The organism is Streptomyces sp. NPDC048106 (genome assembly GCF_040706415.1).
GTDB lineage: Bacteria > Actinomycetota > Actinomycetes > Streptomycetales > Streptomycetaceae > Streptomyces.
Window position 1 is genome coordinate 44,117 of sequence record NZ_JBEZND010000034.1, and the last position, 20,754, is coordinate 64,870.

At 74.7% G+C, this 20,754-nt stretch carries 15 protein-coding genes; 5 read left to right on the top strand and 10 right to left on the bottom strand.

Annotated features, from left to right (window positions below; genetic code table 11):
* The gene (locus tag AB0927_RS28930; protein WP_366670688.1) at positions 1-909 is read left to right on the top strand and encodes an STM4011 family radical SAM protein; all 909 of its coding nucleotides are present in this window, start codon (positions 1-3) and stop codon (positions 907-909) included.
* Here the strand turns inward: AB0927_RS28930 and AB0927_RS28935 are convergent.
* The 3 genes from AB0927_RS28935 to AB0927_RS28945 are packed head-to-tail and all read right to left on the bottom strand — an operon-like array spanning position 857 to position 4,397.
* Positions 857-2,203: an MFS transporter gene (locus AB0927_RS28935; protein WP_366670689.1), complete on the bottom strand. Its 1,347-nt coding sequence runs from the start codon at positions 2,201-2,203 to the stop codon at positions 857-859. The two genes, AB0927_RS28930 and AB0927_RS28935, sit on opposite strands and share 53 nt — an antisense overlap.
* Positions 2,200-3,051 carry an SDR family NAD(P)-dependent oxidoreductase gene (locus tag AB0927_RS28940; RefSeq protein ID WP_366670690.1) on the bottom strand — a complete coding sequence of 284 codons (852 nt, stop codon included), beginning with the start codon at positions 3,049-3,051 and terminating at the stop codon, positions 2,200-2,202. The genes AB0927_RS28935 and AB0927_RS28940 overlap by 4 nt, the downstream gene beginning before the upstream one ends.
* Positions 3,048-4,397 carry an NAD(P)-binding domain-containing protein gene (locus AB0927_RS28945; RefSeq protein ID WP_366670691.1) on the bottom strand — a complete coding sequence of 450 codons (1,350 nt, stop codon included), beginning with the start codon at positions 4,395-4,397 and terminating at the stop codon, positions 3,048-3,050. Before AB0927_RS28945 ends, AB0927_RS28940 begins: the two co-directional genes overlap by 4 nt.
* Positions 4,398-4,564: 167 nt before the next feature.
* On the opposite strand from AB0927_RS28945, the gene AB0927_RS28950 reads away from it, so the two are divergent.
* Positions 4,565-5,692: a helix-turn-helix domain-containing protein gene (locus AB0927_RS28950; RefSeq protein ID WP_366670692.1), complete on the top strand. Its 1,128-nt coding sequence runs from the start codon at positions 4,565-4,567 to the stop codon at positions 5,690-5,692.
* Between the two features lie 68 nt (positions 5,693-5,760).
* Here AB0927_RS28950 and AB0927_RS28955 read toward each other — a convergent pair whose 3' ends face one another.
* Positions 5,761-6,708: an NAD(P)-dependent oxidoreductase gene (locus tag AB0927_RS28955; protein WP_366670693.1), complete on the bottom strand. Its 948-nt coding sequence runs from the start codon at positions 6,706-6,708 to the stop codon at positions 5,761-5,763.
* A 70-nt stretch (positions 6,709-6,778) separates the two neighbouring features.
* On the opposite strand from AB0927_RS28955, the gene AB0927_RS28960 reads away from it, so the two are divergent.
* The 3 genes from AB0927_RS28960 (at position 6,779) to AB0927_RS28970 (ending at position 8,769) form a co-directional block, all read left to right on the top strand.
* On the top strand, positions 6,779-7,243 hold the full coding sequence (locus AB0927_RS28960) for a MarR family transcriptional regulator (protein WP_366670694.1): 465 nt from the start codon (positions 6,779-6,781) through the stop codon (positions 7,241-7,243).
* Positions 7,233-7,724 (top strand): GNAT family N-acetyltransferase, encoded by a 492-nt coding sequence (locus tag AB0927_RS28965; protein WP_366670695.1) that lies wholly within the window; start codon positions 7,233-7,235, stop codon positions 7,722-7,724. Before AB0927_RS28960 ends, AB0927_RS28965 begins: the two co-directional genes overlap by 11 nt.
* A gap of 115 nt (positions 7,725-7,839) precedes the next feature.
* Positions 7,840-8,769: an amidohydrolase family protein gene (locus AB0927_RS28970; protein ID WP_366670696.1), complete on the top strand. Its 930-nt coding sequence runs from the start codon at positions 7,840-7,842 to the stop codon at positions 8,767-8,769.
* Positions 8,770-8,833: 64 nt separating this feature from the next.
* On the opposite strand, the gene AB0927_RS28975 is transcribed toward AB0927_RS28970, so the two are convergent.
* The 6 genes from AB0927_RS28975 to AB0927_RS29000 are packed head-to-tail and all read right to left on the bottom strand — an operon-like array spanning position 8,834 to position 20,753.
* Positions 8,834-9,724 (bottom strand): peptidoglycan-binding protein, encoded by an 891-nt coding sequence (locus tag AB0927_RS28975; protein WP_366670697.1) that lies wholly within the window; start codon positions 9,722-9,724, stop codon positions 8,834-8,836.
* Positions 9,724-11,274, bottom strand: a complete 1,551-nt coding sequence (locus AB0927_RS28980) for a DUF6519 domain-containing protein (RefSeq protein ID WP_366670698.1) — start codon at positions 11,272-11,274, stop codon at positions 9,724-9,726. Before AB0927_RS28980 ends, AB0927_RS28975 begins: the two co-directional genes overlap by 1 nt.
* Before the next feature lie 53 nt (positions 11,275-11,327).
* Complete coding sequence (locus AB0927_RS28985) at positions 11,328-13,487, bottom strand: hypothetical protein (RefSeq protein WP_366670699.1); 2,160 nt, start codon at positions 13,485-13,487, stop codon at positions 11,328-11,330.
* Positions 13,487-17,269 carry a putative baseplate assembly protein gene (locus AB0927_RS28990; protein WP_366670700.1) on the bottom strand — a complete coding sequence of 1,261 codons (3,783 nt, stop codon included), beginning with the start codon at positions 17,267-17,269 and terminating at the stop codon, positions 13,487-13,489. The genes AB0927_RS28985 and AB0927_RS28990 overlap by 1 nt, the downstream gene beginning before the upstream one ends.
* Positions 17,266-20,373, bottom strand: coding sequence for a putative baseplate assembly protein (locus tag AB0927_RS28995; protein WP_366670701.1), 3,108 nt, complete (start codon positions 20,371-20,373; stop codon positions 17,266-17,268). The genes AB0927_RS28990 and AB0927_RS28995 overlap by 4 nt, the downstream gene beginning before the upstream one ends.
* Positions 20,370-20,753, bottom strand: coding sequence for a GPW/gp25 family protein (locus AB0927_RS29000; RefSeq protein ID WP_366670702.1), 384 nt, complete (start codon positions 20,751-20,753; stop codon positions 20,370-20,372). The genes AB0927_RS28995 and AB0927_RS29000 overlap by 4 nt, the downstream gene beginning before the upstream one ends.
* Between the last annotated feature and the right edge of the window lies 1 nt (position 20,754).

Consider the following 20,754-nt stretch of genomic DNA (forward strand, 5'->3'; position numbering starts at 1 on the left):
ATGGACCTGACGATTCTCTACCGGGGCCCGCTGGCGTCGTGCGACTACGACTGCCCGTACTGCCCGTTCGCCAAGCGCCGGGACAGCCGCGCCGAGCTGGCCGCGGACCGGGCCGCGCTGGAGCGCTTCGCCGGCTGGGCGGCCGCGCAGCAGGACGACCGGCTCTCGCTGCTGTTCACCCCGTGGGGCGAGGGCCTGGTGCGGTCCTGGTACCGGCGGGCGCTCGTGGAACTGAGCCGGCTGCCGCACATCCGCCGGGTGGCCATCCAGACCAACCTCAGCTGCCGCACCGACTGGCTGGAGGGGGCCGACCTGGACACCCTCGCGCTGTGGTGCACCTACCACCCGGGGCAGACGCCGTACGACCGCTTCCTCGCCAAGTGCCGTGACCTGGCCGCCCGCGGGGTGCGCCACAGCGTCGGCGTGGTCGGCCTGCCCGAGCACCTGGAGCATGCCGTGCGGCTGCGCGCCGAGCTGCCCGAGCAGGTCTATCTGTGGGTCAACGCCGCCGAGGGGCACTCCTACACCGACGCGGAGGCCGAACGGTGGACCGCGCTGGACCCGCTCTTCCCCTACAGCCGTCATCCGCACCGCAGCGCGGGCCTGCCCTGCCGTACGGGGGAGTCGGTCGTCTCCGTGGACGGCGAGGGCACGGTGCGCCGCTGTCACTTCGTCCGCGCGGAGCTGGGCAACCTGTACGACGGCTCGTACCGGCGGGCGCTGCGGCCCCGCCCCTGCCCGCTCGCGGTCTGCGACTGCCACATCGGCTACGTCCACCTGGAGACGCTGCCGCTGTACGACGTGTTCGCGGGCGGGGTCCTGGAGCGCATACCGGCGCAGGCGCCCCGCCGAGAAGTCAGCGGCGGTCGAGGCCGCACCGGCGCTGGCACACCATCGCCACCGCCATGAACACGGCCGGGACCACGGTGATGCCCAGCAGCAGCCCCACGTGCGCGGCGTGGGACTGCGGCACGGAGCGGCCCTCGGTGGTGGACACGAAGCCGCCGAGGGCGAGCACCGTGGAGTAGACATAGGGGCCGAGCGCGGTCCCGGCCGCCTCGGTGGCGGTCCACACCCCGGTGTAGGCGCCCGCGCGGGCGGAGCCGCGCGCCTCGGCCGCGGCCACCGCGTCCGGCACCATCGAGAACGCGAACAGCTGGAGCCCGGCGAAGGCGGTGCCCATGACCGCCACCAGGACGGCGGCCCCGGCCGCGCCGAGCCGGCCGCCGACCGCCAGCGCGAGGGACCCGGCGACGAACACGCCCTGGGAGAGCAGCAGCCCGCGCTGCTTGCCGACGCGTCTCGACACGCGCAGCCAGCCGGGTCCGGCGACGGTCGCCGGGACCAGGAAGGCTCCCATCAACACGGCGGTCAGGCCCCGGTCGCGCAGGACGTACTCGGTGTAGAAGGGCACCGCGGCCAGGAACAGGTGCGTGGTGGTGCCGGTGCACAGGTACGACAGCGCCAGCGCCCGGAAGTCGCGGTCGCGCCAGGCGGCCCGGATGTCGTCGCGGGCGGAGTGGACGCGCTCGTCCGGGGGCCGGAACCCGCAGCGGTCGGTCAGCCGGCGCACACCGGCGAGCCCGACGAGTTGCGAGGCCACCAGGAGTCCGGCCAGCAGCAGGGCCATCCGGGCGTAGGCGCGGTGCCCGCCGGAGGACACCAGGGCCGGGGCGGCGACGCCCGCGACGAGCAGTCCCAGGGTGAGGAAGACCATGCGGAACATGAAGACGCGGGTGCGTTCGTGGTAGCCGATCCGCAGGTCGGACGGCGTCGTCAGATACGGCACCTGGAAGCAGGCGAACAGCAGGTTCCCGGCGACGCAGCAGGCGCCGACCCACAGCGCGGCCGGCGTTCCGGACAGGCCGCCGGGCACGGAGAACAGGGCGATCCAGGCCACCGCCAGCCACAGCCCCACCCGGAGCAGTCCGCGCCGGTGGCCCTTGCGGCGCGCCTGGCGGTCCGTCAGGGAACCGAGGAGGGGATGGACGACGACGTCGACGATCTTGGGCAGCAGCAGGGTCGTGCCGGCGAGGACCGCGGGGACGCCGAGGGTCCGGGTGAGGAAGTAGAGGAGCAGCAGGCCGGGGACGGTGACCCACAGGCCCATGCCGATCGACCCGGCCGCGTACAGGGTGAGGTCGCCGGTCCGGGGGCGGGTCGAGGTGTCGTCCGCCCCCGGCGTGCGGGGCACCGTGGTCACGGTGTCTCCGTGTGGCGTCTGACGACGCCGGCGGCCAGTTCGGCTCCCTCGAAGGCGCCGGAGCGGGCGCGGGCGGCGAGGGTGCGGGCGACGATCCGGTCGGTGAGGGAGGGCAGATGGCGGGCCAGGAAGAACTCGACGGCGCCGCGGCGGGTGGTCGACAGGTCGCGGCGCACCCGGCGGCCCAGCGCGGCGCGCAGCACCGTGTCGACCACGCCCTCCAGGGGCTCGTAGCTGCTCATGCCCTCCAGGGAGAGCCCGGCTTCGGCGGTCGAGTCGTGGATCGGGCTGCGCACCGCCGACGGGTACACGCAGGTGACGCCCACGTGTGTGCCGAGTTCCAGGCGCAGTGCGTCGGCGTAGGCCACCAGCGCCCGCTTGGAGGCGCCGTACGCGGCGGCCAGGGGGAGCTGGAGGGCGGCCATCCGTGAGGAGACCATGACGATCCGGCCGCGGGACGCCACCAGGGCGGCCACACTCGCGGCGGTCACCCGCCAGGCGCCGAGCAGGTTGATGTCGAGCTGGCGCCGCACCTCGTCCCCGGGCGGCAACTCGGCCGGGGCGGGCCCGCCGACACCGGCGTTGTTGATGAGCAGGTCGAGGCCGCCGAGCCGGTCGATCGCGGCGGCGACGGCGCTCGCGGTGCCCGCGTCGTCGGTGATGTCGCAGGCGACCACCTCGACCGGGTCGTCCGGCCGGGGCGCACGGTCAAGGCCGACGACGTGGGCGCCGAGTTCGGTGAGGCGGGCGCAGATGGCCCGGCCGAACGTGCCGGAGGCACCGGTGACGACGACGCGGAGGCCGCGCGCGTCGCGCAGGCCCCTTCGGCCCTTGGACACGGCCTTCATGCGGGGCTCCCTTCACGGGCCGGGGTGGTGAACGGGCGGGCGCCGCGCCGCAGCCGGGCGCGTCCTGCCGTGATCTCGCGCGGGATGTCCGCGACGTACTGGTCGAAGTCGATGCGCATCTGCGGGCGGCGGTCCCCCCAGCGGGCGACGGCGGCGCGCAGGGCGCGGTCGACGGCGCGCCGCTGCTCCTCGGGCGAGGGCAGGGCGTAGCCGCCGGAGAAGCAGGCGGCGGCCAGTTTGGCCTGGACCTCCACCACGGGCAGCGCCGCGCCCGTGGACTGCATCAGCCCGACGAAGGCGAGACTCGGGTCCTCCAGGTGGAAGACCCTCTGGTACAGCGGGAGTCGCTCCGGGTCCTCGCCGAGCCAGCGGGCGTCCAGGAAGGGGATGTGGACGCGGTAGCCGGTGGCCCACACGATCACGTCGACCGGTTCCGAGCTGCCGTCGGTGAAGACGACGCTGTCCCCGTCGAGTCGCTCGATACCGGGCCGGGCGGCCACCTCGCCGTGGGTGAGGCGGTGCAGGATGGTGTCGCTGATGGTGGGGTGGTTCTGGAACAGACCGCCTGCGGGGGCGGGCAGGCCGTACTGCTGCGGGGTTCCGACGGCCAGCCGCAGCATGGTCTCGGCGACGCGCTGGCGCATGCGCCACGGCAGGGCCGCGAGGGCGCCGCCGGTCGCGTCGGAGGGCCGCCCGAAGAGGTATTTGGGGACGATGTGGACGCCGTGGCGGGCCGACAGCAGCACGGGGCCGTGTGCGACGTAGGAGGCGTCGACGGCGATGTCCATCGCGGAGTTGCCCATGCCGACGACGAGCACCCTCCGGTCCCGGAAGATCTCGGGGCCGCGGTAGTCGTGGGCGTGCATCTGGCTGCCGTCGAAGTCACCCGGGTAGGCCGGTTCGGGCCAACGGGGCCGCCAGTTGTGGCCGTTGGCGACCACGACCGCGTCGTACCGGTCCGTCTCGCCGGTTCCGGTCGTCACCGTCCAGCCTTGCGGGGAGCGCTCGACGGACGTGACGGTGGTGCCGAACCGGATGTGTCCGGTGAGGCCGAACTCCGTGCTGTAGTCGGCGAGATAGCCGGCCACCAGGTCGGCCGACGGGTAGTCCGGCCACCGCTGCGGCATGGGGAAGTCGGCGAACTCGGTACGGCCTTTGCTGGTGTTGAGGTGCAGGGAGGGGTAGGCCGGGGACAGTCCGCTCGCGTTGTCGCGCGCCCACAGCCCGCCGGGCCGGTCGCCCTGTTCGTAGGTGACGACCCCGACGCCCTCGTCGAGCAGGGCCTTGGTGGCGGCGAGGCCGGCCGCACCGGCGCCGATCACGGCGACCCGGCGGGAAGGGGGCATGGTGGCTCCTGGGGAAAGGGGCGGGCGCCGCCGCGTCTCACCGCGCGGCCGCCGCGTTGTGGCTGGGCCCAACGGTAAGCGGCCCCTCACCACGCCGAACATGTCATGCGTCACCCGATTCGGCCAGCCGCTTGTGCTCGGCCACAACCCGGGCGAGGATGCCCCGCATGCGACGCGAGGACTGGGGCAGCGTGGTCGACCTGATCGAGCGGGTGGTCGGCGAGGACGACCTGCTGCCCTCCGTGGTGACCGGCGTCCGTACCACGGTGCCCGAGGTCGCGGGGCTCGCGCCCGCGGACATCGCCGCGCACACCAGAGCGCTGCTGGCCGCGGCGACGCGCGCGCTGGCCGCCGGACGGGGCCCCACGGAGGCGGAGCTGTCCTTCGTGGCGGAACTCGGTCACACCCGCGCCCAGCAGGGCGTGCCCATCGAGGCGGTGCTCGGCGCCATCCACGTCTCCGAGCGCGCGATCTGGTCGCGGGCCCGGGAGGCGGCCGCCGAGGCCGGGATCGAGGCCCGGCTGCTGCTCGACGTGCGCGAGCTCTACGACGACTGGGCCGAGGCGGTGCGGGCCCGGCTGATCAAGGCCCACCGCGCCGCCGACACCGGCCGGCACAGCGCGGGCGACCGGAATCCGACGATCCTGCGCCGGCTGTTCGAAGGCGGCTCGGCGGCGGCGCTGGCCGCGGCGGAGGCCGGGCTGCCCGTCACCGGCGGTCTGTGGGTGCTGGTGGCCCGGCCGGGCGACGGGGGCCTGGAGCACATGCTGCGCGACCGTTCGCAGGCGCTCACCGGGCAGCTCGACGGGCTGCTGGTCGCTGTGCTCCCCCAGGCGCCCACCGCCCGGGCCGCCGTCGCCGCGGGGCTCGCCGGTCCGGCCGAGCCCGAGGAACTGGGCACCGCGCGACGGCTGGCCCTGGCCGCCCTGGCGGCCGCGGAGTCGACCGGGCGGACAGGGGTGGTGCACGTCGCCGACGTGGCGGTGCTCGCCGCGGTGGCCGACCGGGCGGACCTGTCCGCGGTCCTGACGGAACGCCATCGCCCCGCGCCGACCGCCCTCGGGGCCCACACCGGGCCGGTCGCCCTCGCCGTCCGGGCGTGGCTGGAGGCCGGGCGGGACGTGTCAGCGGCGGCGGAGCGGTTGTTCGTCCACCCGAACACGGTGCGGAACCGGGTGCAGCGGTTCGCGGAGGTGACCGGGATCGATCCCCATGACACCTTCGGCGCCCTCAACGCCTGGTGGCTGTGCCGGTCCTGGCTCGTCTCCGCCGAGGGGGCGCAGGGGGCGGGGTGACGGCGGCGCCCTCATGGACGACGGCGACGACCCGGGCGGCGAGGCGTGCCGTATCCAAACGAGAGGCTCTAGCGTTCGTTGCCCGCGCGCAGGAAGGCGAGGTAATCGGCGGCCGCGGCAACGGTGTCGTACGCGGGGCTGAATCCGGTGTCCTCGCGCAGGCGCGTCGTGTCGAGCCACTGCGGCGCCGTCGCCTCCCGTGAGGGCAGTTCGACGTGGAACGCGGGCTCGACGGCGGCGATCGCCGCGATCACCTCGGCGTTGCTGGTGGCCCGGCCCGAGCCGACGTTGTACGTCGCGTGGCGCAGTCGCGGCGTGAGCTGGAGGAGCGCGAGGGCCCGGCCGGTGTCCTTGACGTAGCAGAGGTCGAGGGCGTCCTCGGCGTACGGCTGACGCACGAGGCCGGACAGGTCGGGCGTGGTGCGCCGGGCGGCGGCGTGGAGGAGGGACGGCGCCGGGAAGAAGGGATCGGGCAGGTGGCCGCCCGGCCCCCAGGTGCCGGAGATGCGCGCGGTGACGATCTCGATGCCGGTCCCGGCCGCGAGTTGTCCGGCCAGCAGTTCGGTGATCTTCTTCAGGGTCGGGATGGCATGGAAGTGGCTCATCGGCAGCGGCAGGTCCTCGCCGAGCGCGCCGCCGACGGCCACGCCGCCGTAGACCCCGATGGTGCCGGCCGCGACGACGCGCCGCACGCCCCACTCCTGGGCGACCCGCACGACGTTGAGGAAGCCGTCGATCGCGCGGCCCGCGGCGCCGATCGCGTCGTCGTCGCCGGCCTCCCAGGGCACCGTGATGGCGAGGTGGACGATTCCGGTGATCGGGTACCGGCGGCCCACCGCACGCAGGCTCTCCAGATCGGCGATGTCGCCCTGCGCCATTTCCACGGGCAGGTCGGCCAGCCGCGGCGGTGTCGCGGGCGGGCGGCGCTGGAGGAGCACGCACTTCTCCCCGGCCTCGTGGAGCGCGCGAACGGCCTGCGAACCGATGAAGCCGGCTCCGCCTGTCACGAGAATCATTGGTTCCTCTTTCGTTCGCTCAACTGATTGTCAGTGTTGCTGACTATCAGCCTAAGGCTAGGATTCGGGTATGCCAACCCCCGCACCGCATGCCATGGAGCCGCACGACGCGCTCGGGTATCTCGTCAAGCACGCGCACCTGCGGCTGACAGCGCTGACCGACGCCGCGCTCGCCCCGTTCGGCATCGACAGCAAGGACTTCGGCGTGCTGCGCGTGCTCGTCGGCCGCGAACCCATGTCCCAGCAGGCGGTCGCGGCCAAGCTCGGCGTCGACCGCACCACGATGGTCGCCCTGATCGACGCCTTCGAGGCCAAGGGCGTCGTCACCCGCAAGCCCGACCCGAACGACCGCCGCCGCAACGCCATCGAGCTGACCGAGTCCGGGCTGGCGCTCTACCGCGAGGCGGACGCGGCGTACACCGCGGCGGAGGACGAGTTCCTCGCCCCGCTCGACGCGACCGTGGCCGCGCAGTTCCGGCAGGCGCTGCGCGCCGTACTCGCGCCCGCGGAGGGACAGGCCCGGCATGGGCGGTGACGCCGACGGCGTCCGGGTCCGGCGCGCCGGACCCGCGGACATCGATCACCTGGTCGCGTTCCGCGCGCTGATGATGACGGAGATGGGCGAGGACGTCGACGCCGACCCCGGCTGGCGGGCCGATGCCGCCGCCTGGTTCGCCCGCCGGATGGGTCAGGCGGGCACCTTCGCCGCGTTCGTCGCCGAGCTGCCCGCCTCCGGGGTGGTCGGCTGCGCCGTCGGCACCATCGACGACCACGCCCCGAGTCCGCGCAACCGGAGCGGCCTGCGCGGCGAGATCGCCAACGTCGTCACCTCACCGGGCTTCCGCGGCCGTGGCGTCGCCCGCGCCTGCATGGGCGCGCTGCTCGCCTGGTTCGCCGACGAGACGGCCGCCACGACCGTGCGCCTGGCGGCCACCTCCGACGGCGAGGCGCTCTATCGGGGCCTCGGCTTCGCCGAGCCGCGCGACCTCGTCCTCCAGGTGCGCGTCGCGCGATAGCCGCCGGACGCCGGAAAGCGGTGCGCACACGGGAAAGCGGCGGGTGACGAACTCCTCAGGCGCCCCTGGCGGAAAGGGGTGGACCCGCTCCGCATCAGGGACGATCGTGGGCGGCATGAACGATCATCGCCTGGCCCCCGCCGACCCTGCCGACTCCGTCGCGGCCGCGGCTGAGGAGGCCGCCGAGGTCCGCCGTTTCTGGGCCGGGCTCGGGCTCCCCGGCCTGATCGACGTCCACACGCACTTCATGCCCGAGCGCGTCCTGCGCAAGGTCTGGGACTACTTCGACACCCAGGGGCCGCTGACCGGCGGGCTGGAGTGGCCGATCGGCTACCGGCACCAGGAGGCGGAACGGGCCGACCTGCTGCGGCGGTTCGGCGTCCGGGCCTTCACCGCCATGCTCTACCCGCACAAGCCCGGCATGGCCCGGTGGCTGAACGGATGGGCGGCCGACTTCGCCCGGCGGACCCCCGAGTGTCTGCACACCGCCACCCTCTACCCCGAGGAGGGCGTCGAGACCTACGTCCGCCAGGCGATCGAAGCCGGCGCGCGCGTGTTCAAGGCACATGTGCAGGTGGGGGCGTACGACCCGGCCGACGAACTGCTCCAGCCGGCCTGGGGGCTGCTGGCCGAGGCCCGGGTCCCCGTGGTGATCCACTGCGGTTCCGGGCCCGCGCCCGGCAAGTACACCGGCCCCGAGCCGATCGCGCGGGTGCTGGCGCTCCACCCGGAGCTGCGGCTGGTCGTCGCGCACCTGGGGATGCCCGAGTACGAGGAGTTTCTCGGCCTCGCCGAGCGGTACCGGCAGGTGCGGCTGGACACGACGATGGCGCTCACCGACTTCACCGAGGCGTTCATGCCGTTCCCCCGCCGGGCCCTGCCCCGGCTCGCCGCGCTCGGCGACCGCGTCCTGCTCGGCTCCGACTTCCCCAACATCCCCTACCCCTACCTCCACCAGCTCCACGCCCTGGAGCGGCTGGACCTCGGACAGGAGTGGCTGCGGGCCGTGTGCCACGACAACGCGGCAAGCCTGTTCGGGCTGTGACGGCACCCGCGCGGCAGGGCCCTTCGGGCGGTGACGGCACCGGCGTGGCCCGGCGGCGGGCGCGTCAGCCGTCCGAGGGCACCTTCAGCCTGTCCCAGCTCGCCTTGCCCGGGATGCCGTCCGCGTCCTTGCCGCGGTAGCCGAGCTTGTGCTGCCAGGCGGCGTAGGACTTGCGGTCGGCCTCCGTCCACTCGGGGCCGGGGCCCTTCTCGTAGTGGTCGCAGCCCTCGGCGGCGAGGCGGCGGCCCATCGCGGTGATCAGCGGCGACTTCTGGCCCTTGTGGAAGTAGCCGCTGCCGGGGAAGGGAGCGTACTTCGGCTTGGGGCCGGGCCCGGAGCCGCCCGCGCCCTCGCCGCCGCCCTTTGCGGCCAGCCGGTCGGCGATGCGCTGACGCATGCCGTCCATGGTGAAGCCGCGCGGGTCCTGCTTGCCTGGCTGCCATTCCTTGTGTCCGATGACGGAACGCTCCGACCAGCCGTGATGGCGGCAGATCGCGGCGGAGACCTTCTCGATGGCCTCCTTCTGCGCCTCGGGCCAGGGGTCCTTGCCGTCGCCGAGGTTGACGCACTCGAAGCCGTAGAAGTGCCGGTTGCCGTCGACGTCGGCCTGGTTGTCGTGCGGCAGCGTCGTCTCGTCGACGACCGCGCGCAGCACGTCGCTGTCGCCGAGGCCCGCGTGGTTGGCGCGGCCGTTGCCGACGAGGTGGACGTGGCCCTCCTTGTCGATGACGCCGTGGCAGAGGGGACCGGGCAGCCCGGAGTAGCCGTCGTAGCAGATGTTCACGGAGTTCGCGGTGCCCGAGGTGACGGTGTGGTGGATCATCACGCCGTTGACCGGGCCCCAGGGGCCCTTGGTGTTGCGGTTGTGACGGCGCCAGTCGCGCACCTCGTGGACGGTCAGGCCCTCGGCGCGCAGGACCTCCAGCAGCTTGGAACCGCTCATCGGCTGTGCCATCACTCGTCTCCTTCCGCGGCGTTCTCCGCCGCCGCCGTGGTCTGTGAACGGCCGTCGGCGGGGGCGGCCTCGGCGGCCTGCTCCTCGCGGGCGGCCCGCTCCTCCGCGTCCAGGGCCGCCTGGTCGGCCGCGGGGATCTGCGTGGCGAGCTGGCCGAAGGCGTACCGCAGGTCGGCGGTGCTGCCCTCGCCGGTGACCAGCGCCAGCGGGGCGAAGTGGCGCTCGATGCCCGCCGGCGCCTGGAGCAGCGGGCGGCGCGCGGCGTCGGTGGCCCACTCGACGCCGCCGGTGACGGTGCGGGCGGGGATCAGCCAGTGGTCGCCGGTGCGGTAGGCGCCGCCCCGGGCGAAGTAGACCTCGACGCCGTCCTCCAGCGGCAGCCACTCCCCCTCGGCGACCGGCACGGCACCGCCCTTCAGGGCCGTCGTACGGCCCTTGCGGCGGGGTCCTTCGCGGTGGTCCCAGCGGCGCAGGAAGGGGTGCAGGTGCGGCAGGCGTCCGACGCGCGGGTCCGGCTCGGCGGAGAGGCGGACGCGGCGGCCGGGCAGGTCCAGCTCCTCGACGCGCAGCAGGGGCAGCGCGTCGAGGCGGGAGGCGTATGCGGTGTCGGTGAACTCGACCAGGTCGCCCGCCTCCAGGTCGAGCTTGGAGTCGGCGCCCAGGGTCGCCAACCGCACCCAGGTGCCCTCCAGTTCGTCCACCGGGAAGACCACGGAACCGTTCTCGCGGGACCATTTGAAGGTGGCGTCCCCGGCCTCGCCGCCCGCGTGCACCTCCACCCGGTAAAGCTGGTTCTCCGGGCCCCGGTAGCGGGCGTCGGGGCGGACCAGGCAGGGGTCCTCGTCGGCGTGTCCGGGGCGTTCGGCGCGGGCGGCGAGCCGGGCGGAGGGCGCCGCCTGGGCCCTGGCCCACTTCTCGAACGCGTCGCGGACGGCGGCCGGTCCCGGTTCGGTGTCCTCGATGCCCAGGGTGGTCAGCGGCAGCGGCAGCACCTGCCAGACGACCTTGGCGCGGGCGGCGGTGTCGGGCAGCGCGGCGCCGAGGGCGACCTCGCGCAGCGCCGGGTCCTCGGCCGCCGGGACCGCCCGCTCCCACACCGTGAGGTAGACGAGGAACGGCGACTGTGCGGGTGAGGGCAGCCGGTCGCCGGGCCGCTCCGGGTCGCGGAAGCCGTCGGGCTGGTTCCAGTAGTCCCAGTGGGCGTCCGTCTCGGCGCTCCGCGGTGCCTCGGTGTCGTCGTCCGGTACGGGGACGCCCGGTGCCGGGAGGTCCGCGTCGCACAGGATGCCGTCGACGTAGTAGCGGCCGCCGTGGATGTACAGGGTGTCGATGTCGTGCTTGCCGCCCACGTACTCGATGCGGAAGCCGGTGGCGCCGCTGGGCCCGCCGTGCCGTCCGATGAGGTCGGCGGCGAGGGTGCGGGCCTGGTGGAGCTGGATGGCGGTCTGTTCGTTGAGGTCGGCGTCCAGTTGGACGCGGCCCTGCTGGGCGAGGACCGCCGAGTAGTGCCGCTCCGGGCGGAAGGTGGCGCGGGAGAGATCAGCGTGCATGAAGGGGGTCCCCCTGGTTCGGAAGTCTGCGGGTGGTCGTCCGGCGGCACCGCTCACGTCACGAAGAAGATCCCGGCGTCCGCGACCGCGGGCGTGTACTCCGCGAGCCGTGCCCTGAGTCCGTCCTCCCGCTGCGGCCGGTACAGGTCGTGGAAGGCGCCGAGTTCACCGCCGTCGTCGGCGCCGCGCCGGATCCGCTCGGGGCCTTGGTCCGCCAACTGGGCGTACCAGGGCGTCCCGTAGCGCTTCGAGGCGAACAACGGCCTCACGGTGTCCGTCTGTTCGGGCCCGGCGAGGTCGGGTTGGCAGCGGTGGCGGCGCGGGGTGCGCGAGCCGGGCGGTACGTAGCAGTACCGCAGGCGGCCGATGCCGCGCCGGGCGACGTGGAGCCGGCCGGTGAAGAGGGAGTTCTCGGCGATCTCCACGGCGTGGGTGTGCACTTCGCCGATGACGGTGGCGCGGTGCAGGTGCAGGACGGCGTGGGCGTGGCGGCAGTCGGGGGCGGAGAGTGCCTCGCGGTCGTCGCCGGTGGCGTCCAGGACGCTGTCGCTCAGATGGATGTCGAGGGGGTCCTCGCTCACCTCGTCGCCGATGACCTCGATGGTGCCGAGGATGCTGTGCTCGACGCGCAGGCAGGCGGTGGTGCGGTCCAGGACGATGCTGGGCTCGTCGGGCGAGTGCGGTGCGCACCCGGGCTCCAGGGACCAGCCGGGGACGAGTGTGGAGTGCCGGAGGACGACGGCGCCCATCGGGCCGGTGACGTTGATGCCGCGCCCGGCGACGAGGAGTCCGTCGAGGACGACGCGCGGCCGCTCGTGCGGGGCGCGATCCGCCGGTACGGCACGGATGTTGAGGGCGTCGGGCCGGTTGCTGTACCAGTCGAGGAGCCGGATCACCGGCCGGGTGCCCTCGGCGGCCCGCAGTTCGAGACGGTCGCCCGGGTCGAGGTCGAAGTCGAGCTGTTCCTGGTGGGCGCCGCTGTGGGTGATCTCGATGATGCCGGTGCGGCCCGGGCTGCGGTCGTCCTGCCAGGCCCGGTAGGCGTCCATGATCCGCCGGTACGGCTGTCCGGGGCCCACCCGGTAGAAGTCGGCGTCGGGGCGGGGGCCGCGGTCGGGGCGCTCGTACTCGCCGCCGCCGAGGTCGGCGGCGAACGCGTGGTGGTAGTCGACCCAGACGCCCTGCCGGGGCGCGGAGCGGGACCCGAACGCGATGCGGCCCAGCTCCGGGTCGACGGCGATCTGGCCGCGCGCGGGCCGGTAGCGCCAGTCCGACAGGTCGGCCACGACGAGGTCGGCGGGCGGGACCGGCCGGTCCTCGCCGTCGCGCCGGACGCACAGGCTCTTGCCGGGGCCGTAGTAGTCGGCGAGCCGGTCGTGCAGCAGCCGGCGGGTGATGAACGCCGGCACGTTGTCCACGGCGGCGATGTGCGCGGGCGAGGGCTCGGGGACCGGGCGGGTGAGCAGCGGGGTGTCGTTGCCGAGGATGGAGAAGGTGTACAGGTTGCGGGCCCGGTCGACGCAGTAGGCCGGGGAGCCGGTGAGCGGGTACGGCCCCAGCCGCCAGACGAAGAGGCCGACCCCGGCCGGGGACCGGCCGCCCTGCCTCCGCGCGGAGCCGGCCCGGCGTACGTCGACCGTGCGGGCCGTCGTCTCGAACGGGCCGCCCGCGAGGGCGAGGGCCGAACCGTCCCGCAGGTCCGGCAGCCGGCCCCGGTCCCCGCGCCGGCCGGTGACGCCCAGCCGTACCGGCTGGGTGTGGGACACGAGCCGGGACAGCTCGACGGCGCGCGCGGGCCAGCCGGCGACCCGCTCGGAGAGTTCCTCCAGCAGGTGCAGGGTGCCCTTGCGGCGCCGGTGGCCGACCGTGGCGGCCACGTCTCGGCGGGGGGCGACGGCCTCGGCGAGCGCCGCGCGGCCACCGCCGCCGAGGCCGGTGGTGAGGACTCGCTCGTAGCCGGGCAGGATCCGGTAGCCGACCAGGTCGCCGAGGTACGGCAGCACCCAGGGCGCGGCGGTCTCCACGAACAGGTCCTCGTAGCCCTGCCGCACGCCGTCGCGGACCCGGTCCAGCTGTTCGGCGATCACCGCGAGGAGGGCCCGCAGCGGCTCGCCCTCCTCGGCGTCGCGCAACCGGTGCCAGCGGGGCAGCAGTTCGGCGAGCGCGTCGGGATTCCGGCCGGCCGGCATCTCCGACTCGACGTCGCGGGACATCACTTGACCTCCGTCAGGATGACGGTGTCCGCGGCGCTCGCCGACAGCATGGCGAGCTGGGCCGGTCGGACACCGCGGAAGACGAGCACCGTCCGGCCCTTGGCCAGGGGCCGGGTGTCGGTGATGCCGGGGTTCAGGCGCAGCAGCCGGGCGAGCGAGATGCCGTGGCGGGCGCAGACCGAGGACAGCGTCTCCCCGTTCGCGTCGCCGACGGTGTAGGTCTGTTCGTCGTACGACGCCGGGTGCGCGGGGACCGACGCCCGCGGGGTGCCGGGGCCGGCGAGCAGGGCGGTGAGCTGGTCCGGGGTGGCGGAGGCGGGTACGCCCGTGAAGACGTCCACGTCCACGTGGTCGACGCCGGGCACGGAGTGGGCGGTGGCGAGGACCTCGGACAGCCGGGCGGGCCGGGCCAGTTCGCGTCCTTCGTAGCCGAGCCGGTTCAGCAGCGCCTGCCGCAGCCGGGGTTCGACGGTCTCCCAGACGTGGTCGGGGGCGAGTTTCACCTTGGCGGCGATCAGCAGCAGGACGAGTTCGCGCGCGTCCACCCGCAGGGGCAGATCGGGGTCGCCGTACTCGGTCAGCGCCCCGCGCAGCGGCCGGAGGTCGTCGTCGGTCAGCGGCACGTCGTCGGTACCGGCGACCGTGACGTGCAGGACGCGCCGCCGCCCGTCGAAGAGTTCGCGGGCGGCGGCCCGGCCGATGCCGGCGCGGGAGCGGGCGAAGTCCTCGTAGTCGGCCGGGGAGACCAGCCGGTCCAGGGCGGACACGGCAAGCGGGATCGTCCGGCGGGTGAGCGAGGGCCCGTCCGCGTCCGAACCGCCGGTAGCCGGGAGGGGGTTGGTGACCGCGGTGACGCCGAGGGGGCGGGTGAGCGGCTGGGTGATCCGCTCGGCGGGGACGTTCGCGGCCTTACCGGTGCCGAAGCGGTAGCGGGCGCGGACGTTCTCGTGGCCGCTGGGCAGCCGGGCACCGTGGACGCCGTCGCCGAAGGTCACCGTGGTACGGCCGTCGGAGGCGGTACCGGTGATGTACACCCGTTCGGTGGGGCCGCGCCCGGCGAGGCTGTCGACCTCGTGCCAGCGCACGCCGTCCACCAGGATCTCCAGGACCGGGGTGGCGCCGAGGGGGTTGTCGGCGGCGAGCCAGGTCAGCGGGGACTGCCAGAGGGCGAAGGTCTGGTTGACGCGGTCGAAGTCGCCGCTGCCGACGGTCTCCTCGCGGCTCTCGCCGTGGGTGGCCGCCACGACGTTGCCGAGGACGCGGACGCTCGCCCGGCGGTAGCGGTGCGCCAGGGCGCTCGTGAGGGTGAGGCGGGTGTGGACGTGGTCGCCGGGGAGCCGCGGGTCGACGGCCGGGTCGGCGGTCGCGATGGTGACCACCTCGCTGCCGGTGACCCCGGCCGCGCCGGGCACGTCGGTGCGTTCGCCGCTGACGACGAGGGTCCGGCCGGGACGCAACCCGTCGTACAGTTCGGCGAGTTCGATCTCGTCGCCGTGCACGTCCTCGCCGAGCGGCTCGTCGGCCGGGCGCAGTTCCTCGCCCGCCGCGTGGACGGTGGTGTCGCGGATGTGGGAGAGCAGGACGTCGAACTCGTCCAGCCACGGGTCGGCGAGGGTGAGTTCGGTGCCGCGGCCGGTGATGCCGTAGTCGGCGTACGCCGCCGTACGGGCCGCCACCACCTGGGTGGTGACGAAGGCGAGCCCGGCGTCGCCGGGCACGTCGGTGCCCTTGGCGGGGCGCTGGATCGCCACCCAGCTGCCGACGGTGATGCCGTCCTGGACGCTGTCCAGTTGCAGGACGCGGCGGTTGGGCGGCGCCGGCTTGCTCGCGATGGCGATCTCCACGCCGGGCTCGGTGCTGCCCACCGTGTAGGTGGCGCTCACCTGGTAGTCGCCGTGGGCGAACTGCCTGCTGCCGCCGGGCTTCAGGGAGAACTGTTCGGTGGTGCCGTCGGTCAGGGCGATGTGCACGGTGCCGTCGTCCTCCGGGCGCGAGACGAACAGGCCGCCCTCGGGCAGGCCGGGGTGGAGGCGGGCGGTGACGCCGGGTTCCTCGGCGGCGGCCGGGCGGCGGGTGAGCCAGTTCAGCTCGTGGTCCCGGGCGGCTCGCGTGGACAGGTCGACCTGGCCGGGGCCCAGGGTGAAGGTGACCTGCCGGGTGGTGGGCAGGTTCTCGGCGCGCTGGTCGGAGCTGCTGCCCTCGGCGTACTGGAACTCGGCGCGCACCGGCACCTTGCCCGCCGGGTCGTACACCACGCGCATGCTCGCCAGCGCCGCGCCCGTCAGTGGCCAGTCGGCGGTGCGGATGACGCGGCCGCGGGCGTCCTGGACCGGTTTGAGCGGGGCACCCGCGCCGAAGGGGGCGGCGGTGACGCGCATCGCGAGCAGCGCGCGCAGCAGGGGGCCGGTGCCGGGGGTGGCGGCGGTCCGCCAGGCCGGGTAGAGGCCGTGCAGGCCGGGGTCGAGGGCGGTCAGGAGGCGGGCGGTGTCGGTGCCGGGGCGGCGGTCGCCGCTCCCTGGGCGGGGGCCGGCGGGGGCGGTGCGCAGGGCGGGGAGGACCGTGTTCAGAGCGTGCAGGGCGGCTTGGCGGGGGTCGGGGTCTTCTTCCGGGGTCCTCCGCCGCGGCCGGGCGGGGGCGGCGCGCCCCGTGGGTGCCGCCACGGTGGCACCGGCCGCGGGTTGCGCCGGGGCCAGCTCCCGTGCTCGCCGGACCAGTTCCGCCAGCACCGCCTCCAGTCGCTCGAACCACGCCGACACCTCCGCGTACGGCTCCGCCAGGACCTCGGCCTCGCGGAGCCGGGCGACGGGCCCGGCGAGGCGGGCGGCGAGGCGTTCGGGGGTGTCGATCGCGTCGAGGTCGGTGCGCAGGGGCGCGAGGACCTGGTCGTCGAAGTCCTCGATCAGACGGCTGACCGGGCGCGGGTCGGGGACCTCGGGGGTCGGCGGCTCGTCGCCCTGGTCGCCGGGGGTGGCCGGTTCGGCGGTCCAGCGCCGTACCTCGTCCACCAGTTCCCTGAGCGTGGGCGGCGCGGACTTCGGCAGCGTGAGCGCGGTGACGTCTTCGTCACGGTCGGTCCGGACGCCCGCGACCGGCAGCAACTTCCGCTCGCCGCCGGCCTGTTCGCCGAAGAGGAAGAGAAGCTGGTCGCCGGTGCGCAGCGAGTTGGCCGTGCCCTGAACGAACAGTTCGACGCGGTGGTCGAGGTCGTCCGGGGTGATGAGGGAGGGCCTGCGGCGGCGTACCGTCAGCTCGTTCCAGTCCCAGCGGGCCGTGAGGTCCCGCACGGTCTCGAAGGTGAGCGACGCCTCGGCGGCGGAGGCGGGCACACTGTGGCTGCGGGCGCCGCGCGGGATCGTCACGGGCAAGGTCTCGGCGCGCGGGTCGCGTTCGAGGGTGTACGCGAGATGGGTGCCGGCGGCGACTCCGGGCCGGGGCCGGTGTCCGACGAGCCGGCCCAGCAGGACCAGCGAGCGGTGTTCGCCGGCGGTGCGGAGGTAGGCCTCGTCGGCGATCCGCTCGGAGTGGAAGGTGAGCAGGTCGCCGAGGACGGCGGTGGCGTCCAGCAGCCCGATGGCCGGATCGTCGGGGGTGCGCACGGTGAGCCCGGCGAGGGCCGGGTAGGCGGGTGAGGCGAGCCGGTCGAGGAGGGCGGCGAGGAAGGAGCCGTACTCGCCGACGCGATAGTCGAGGGCGGTGCGGCCGGGAGGGTTGTGGGGCGGGGCGGGCGCGAGGCGCTCGTCGTGGCCGCCGCACGCGCCGCCGCAGGAGCATGCCTGGTTCATCGGTCGCCTCCCAGGGTGATCTCCAGCCGGCCCTGTTCGGGCCGGTCGGGGTCGTTGTCACAGGTGGCGATCTCCAGCGGGCCGAGCCGCAGCACGCCGTCCGCCCTCTCTCCCCGGTCCGGTCCGAACAGCCGTCGCAGCCGGGTGACGTCGACGCTCTCCACGCCCGGGACGGCCGCGGCGACGGCGACCAGCCGGCTGAGCCGGACGGGTTCGCCGAAGGTCAGCGCGTCGGGGTGGAAGAAGCCGAGGCGTCCGCCGGGCAGCCGGCCGCCGCCGAGGACGCGGTACAGGTCGGCCAGGATCCGCCCGTGCTGGTGGCCGGGCAGCGCGCACACCCGCAGGGCGATGTCGAGCGGCACCAGCCGGGCGGGGCCGACCACCAGGTCATGACCGATGCGCCGGTACGCCTCCAGGGCCTGGGTCACCGACTCCAGGAGACGCTCGGACGGCGCGTCGCCGCCGTACGCGTCGATCGCGACGTGGGCCTCCTGGGTGCTGCCGGTCCAGCGGATGTCGGCCGCGGCCCGCTGGACGCCGGGCAGGGCGGAGGCGAGCGCCGCGTAGTCGGCGGCGGTGACGGCGCGCAGCCGCGTGCGGCGCAGCTCCAGGGGCGCCAACTGGCGTACCTGTTCCAGTGGTTCGGGGTCGGCTCCGCCGGTGGCGGGCAGCGGGTTGCGGACCGTGGCGGCCGGTACCGGCTCGCCGGGCTCGCCCGCTTTGATGACGAGGTGGTTGATGGCCTCGGCGCCGACGTTGCCCGCGCTGCCCCCGCCCAGCCGGTAGCGCGCCGTCAGGCGGGCCCCGGGCGTCGGCTCGGCACCGCCCCGTCCGTCGCCGAAGCGCAGGGCAAGCCGCCCGTCGTCCCCCTGCTCGCCGACGAAGTGCCGGTCGCGAGGCGCGCTGTCGAGCAGGTCGCGGCGCGGCTCCCACACGGCGTCGTCGTCGACCAGGCGTACGGCGGGCAGGGCGCGGCGTGGGTCCTGGGCGAGAGCGGCGGTCGCCGGACCGCGCAGGACCGGCTCCTCGGGGTGGAGTCCGGCGGCGTACGCCGGGCCCCAACTGTGCGCGATCTCCCAGGCGATGTGGGGGTCGAGGACGGTGCCCGCGCGGGCCCGCGCGGTGAGGATCGCGATGCGCCGCAGCTTGGTGTCGAGCAACTCGTCGCAGCGGTGCAGCAGTTCCCGCAGGGCGCGGACGGGATGGCGGCGCAGCTCCAGTTGTTCCAGCAGCTTCAGGCCGAAGACCACGGCGAGTTCGGCGATCTCCGCCTCGCCGAGTCCGTCGCGGTCGCGGGCGCTGCGCCACAGGTCGACCAGCCGCTGCCGGATGCGGCCCGGCACGGCGGCGAGCCGCTCGGCCTGTCCGGCGGCGACCGTCGCCGGGTCCGGGAAGGGGACGGACTGGGTGACCGGGGCGCGGCCGAGGACGGGGCGGAAGCGGGGCCGGATGCCCGGGTAGACGCTCTGCGCGAGCAGCGTCCGCAGGGCCGCCGCCTGCGCGTACGCGGTGCCGGGTACGACGCTCTCGTGCCGTTGCCCGGCCCGCTCCAGGCCGATCCCCGCGCGCAGGACGGCCCGTTCCCCCACGACCTCGAACAGCTCGCGGACGTCGCCGGGGACGAGGGCGCGACCGCTCGCCGTCCGGTCCGTCAGCGAGGCGATGAGCCGTGCCGGGGCGTTGCCCTCGGTACGGTCGTCGCAGCCGGAGCCGGGCGGGCCGCAGGGCGCGACGACGGCCGGGACCGGCGGCACGGTGACCGTCTGCGCCGTACCGGAGCGGCCGTGGTCCACCAGGACGGTGTTGCCGCGGGCGAGGGTGACGTCCTCGACGAGCAGGCAGTCGCGGCCGCCCCGGGTGGTCAGCCGGAACGGGAGGCGCAGGGCGTCCTCGGCGGCCCAGGTGACCTCCAGGACGGGCTGGTCCTCGATGTGGTCCAGGCCGGGGGTGACGGAGGTGAGGCGGACGGCCTGCCGGTGGGCGGGGTCGGCGTCGCCCGGGGTGCCGGTGCGCGGGCCCTTGACCTCCTCCAGGATCAGCACGTCGCCCGGAGTCAGGGCGAGCCGGCGTTCCCGGCGGGTCTCGGGATCGGTCCACTCGTCGCGCAGGGTGGCGGCGGTGGCCCCGGCGGGCAGGGCGGTCACCTCGCCGTCCCAGGTCCACAGCCGGATCGCGTTGTGCGCGACGCGCAGGGCGAGGGGCTCGGCGGCCACGACGGGTTCGAAGACCTCGACGGAGCCGCGCTCGTCCAGGTCGGCGAGGTCGTCGTCATCGATGACCGTGCCGGGTCCGGGGCGGTCGTGCGGGCCGAGGGCGCGTACGTCGACCGAGGCGAAGCGGTAGGTGCCCGGCGCCAGTGTGCGGTCGGCGGCGGTCTGGACGGTCACGTAGGCGCGGGCGTTGCAGCCGTCGTGCATGGCGTAGTCGATGAGCCGGACGTGCCGGCGCACCGAGACCCGGCGGCGGGCGGTGTCGAGGTACGCCTCGGTGGCGACCGCGTCCTGCTGGTAGCTGATCTGGTCGCCGGTGTAGGCGAGCAGTTCCACCAGCGTGGTGCCCAGGTCGGCGGGGTTGCGCTCGGCCCAGTCGGGCGTGGTCAGCGCGAGCCGGTCCAGGAGGAGCCGGCGGATGGTGTCGTGGTCGCGGGCCGTGTAGTCGATGACGGGCGCGGCCGGGAGGGGTTCGGCCTGCCCGGGTTCACGGGTGCGGTCGAAGGGGGTCGGGCAGTCGGGCCAGAAGCCGAACTCCGCGCTGTGGTAGCGCTGGTCGAAGCCCCGGTACGGCTCGGTGCCCGGCCTGCCGTAGGGGTCGGCCTCCACCAGGGACAGCCGGTAGCGGGAGGTGTCGCCGGCCCGGTCGAGGGTGACGTAGAGCCGGTCGTCCAGCTCGGGGTCCTCCTCGCGTTCGACGCTGACGTCGACGGCGGTGAGGCCGGTGACGCGCCGGCCGCCGTCGATACGGACGTTCTCGGGGCCGAGACCGTGCGGGGCCTTGCCGAGGAAGGTGACGGTGAGCAGCAGCCCGTCGTCGCCGACCTCGACGGCGTCGACGCCGTTGAGACGGGCGGCGCGCACCTTGGCCCGCCGGGTGGTTCCGGTGCTCATGCCGCCCTCCCCTCGAAGAGGTCCTCCTGGACGGTGCCGGTGGCGCGGAGGACGTACGACAACTGGACGCGTACGGTGTCGTCGCCGCCGTCGATGTCGAGGTCCAGCACCTCGATCAGGTCGCCGAGCCAGCGCTGCAGCGCGGCCTGGACGGAGAGTTCGAGGGTGCTGACCAGTTCGGGGCTGGACGGCGCGAAGACCAGGTCGAGCAGTCCGCAGCCGAAGTCCGGGCGCATCACCCGCTCGCCGGGGCTGGTGAACAGCAGTTGTTCGACGAGGTCGTGGACGTGCGCGGCGGGGCGGGCGTGCGCGGTGCGGCCGCGGCGGTCGGTGCGGAAGGGGAACGCGATGTCGCTGCGGGGGCGGGCTGGTTGACTCATC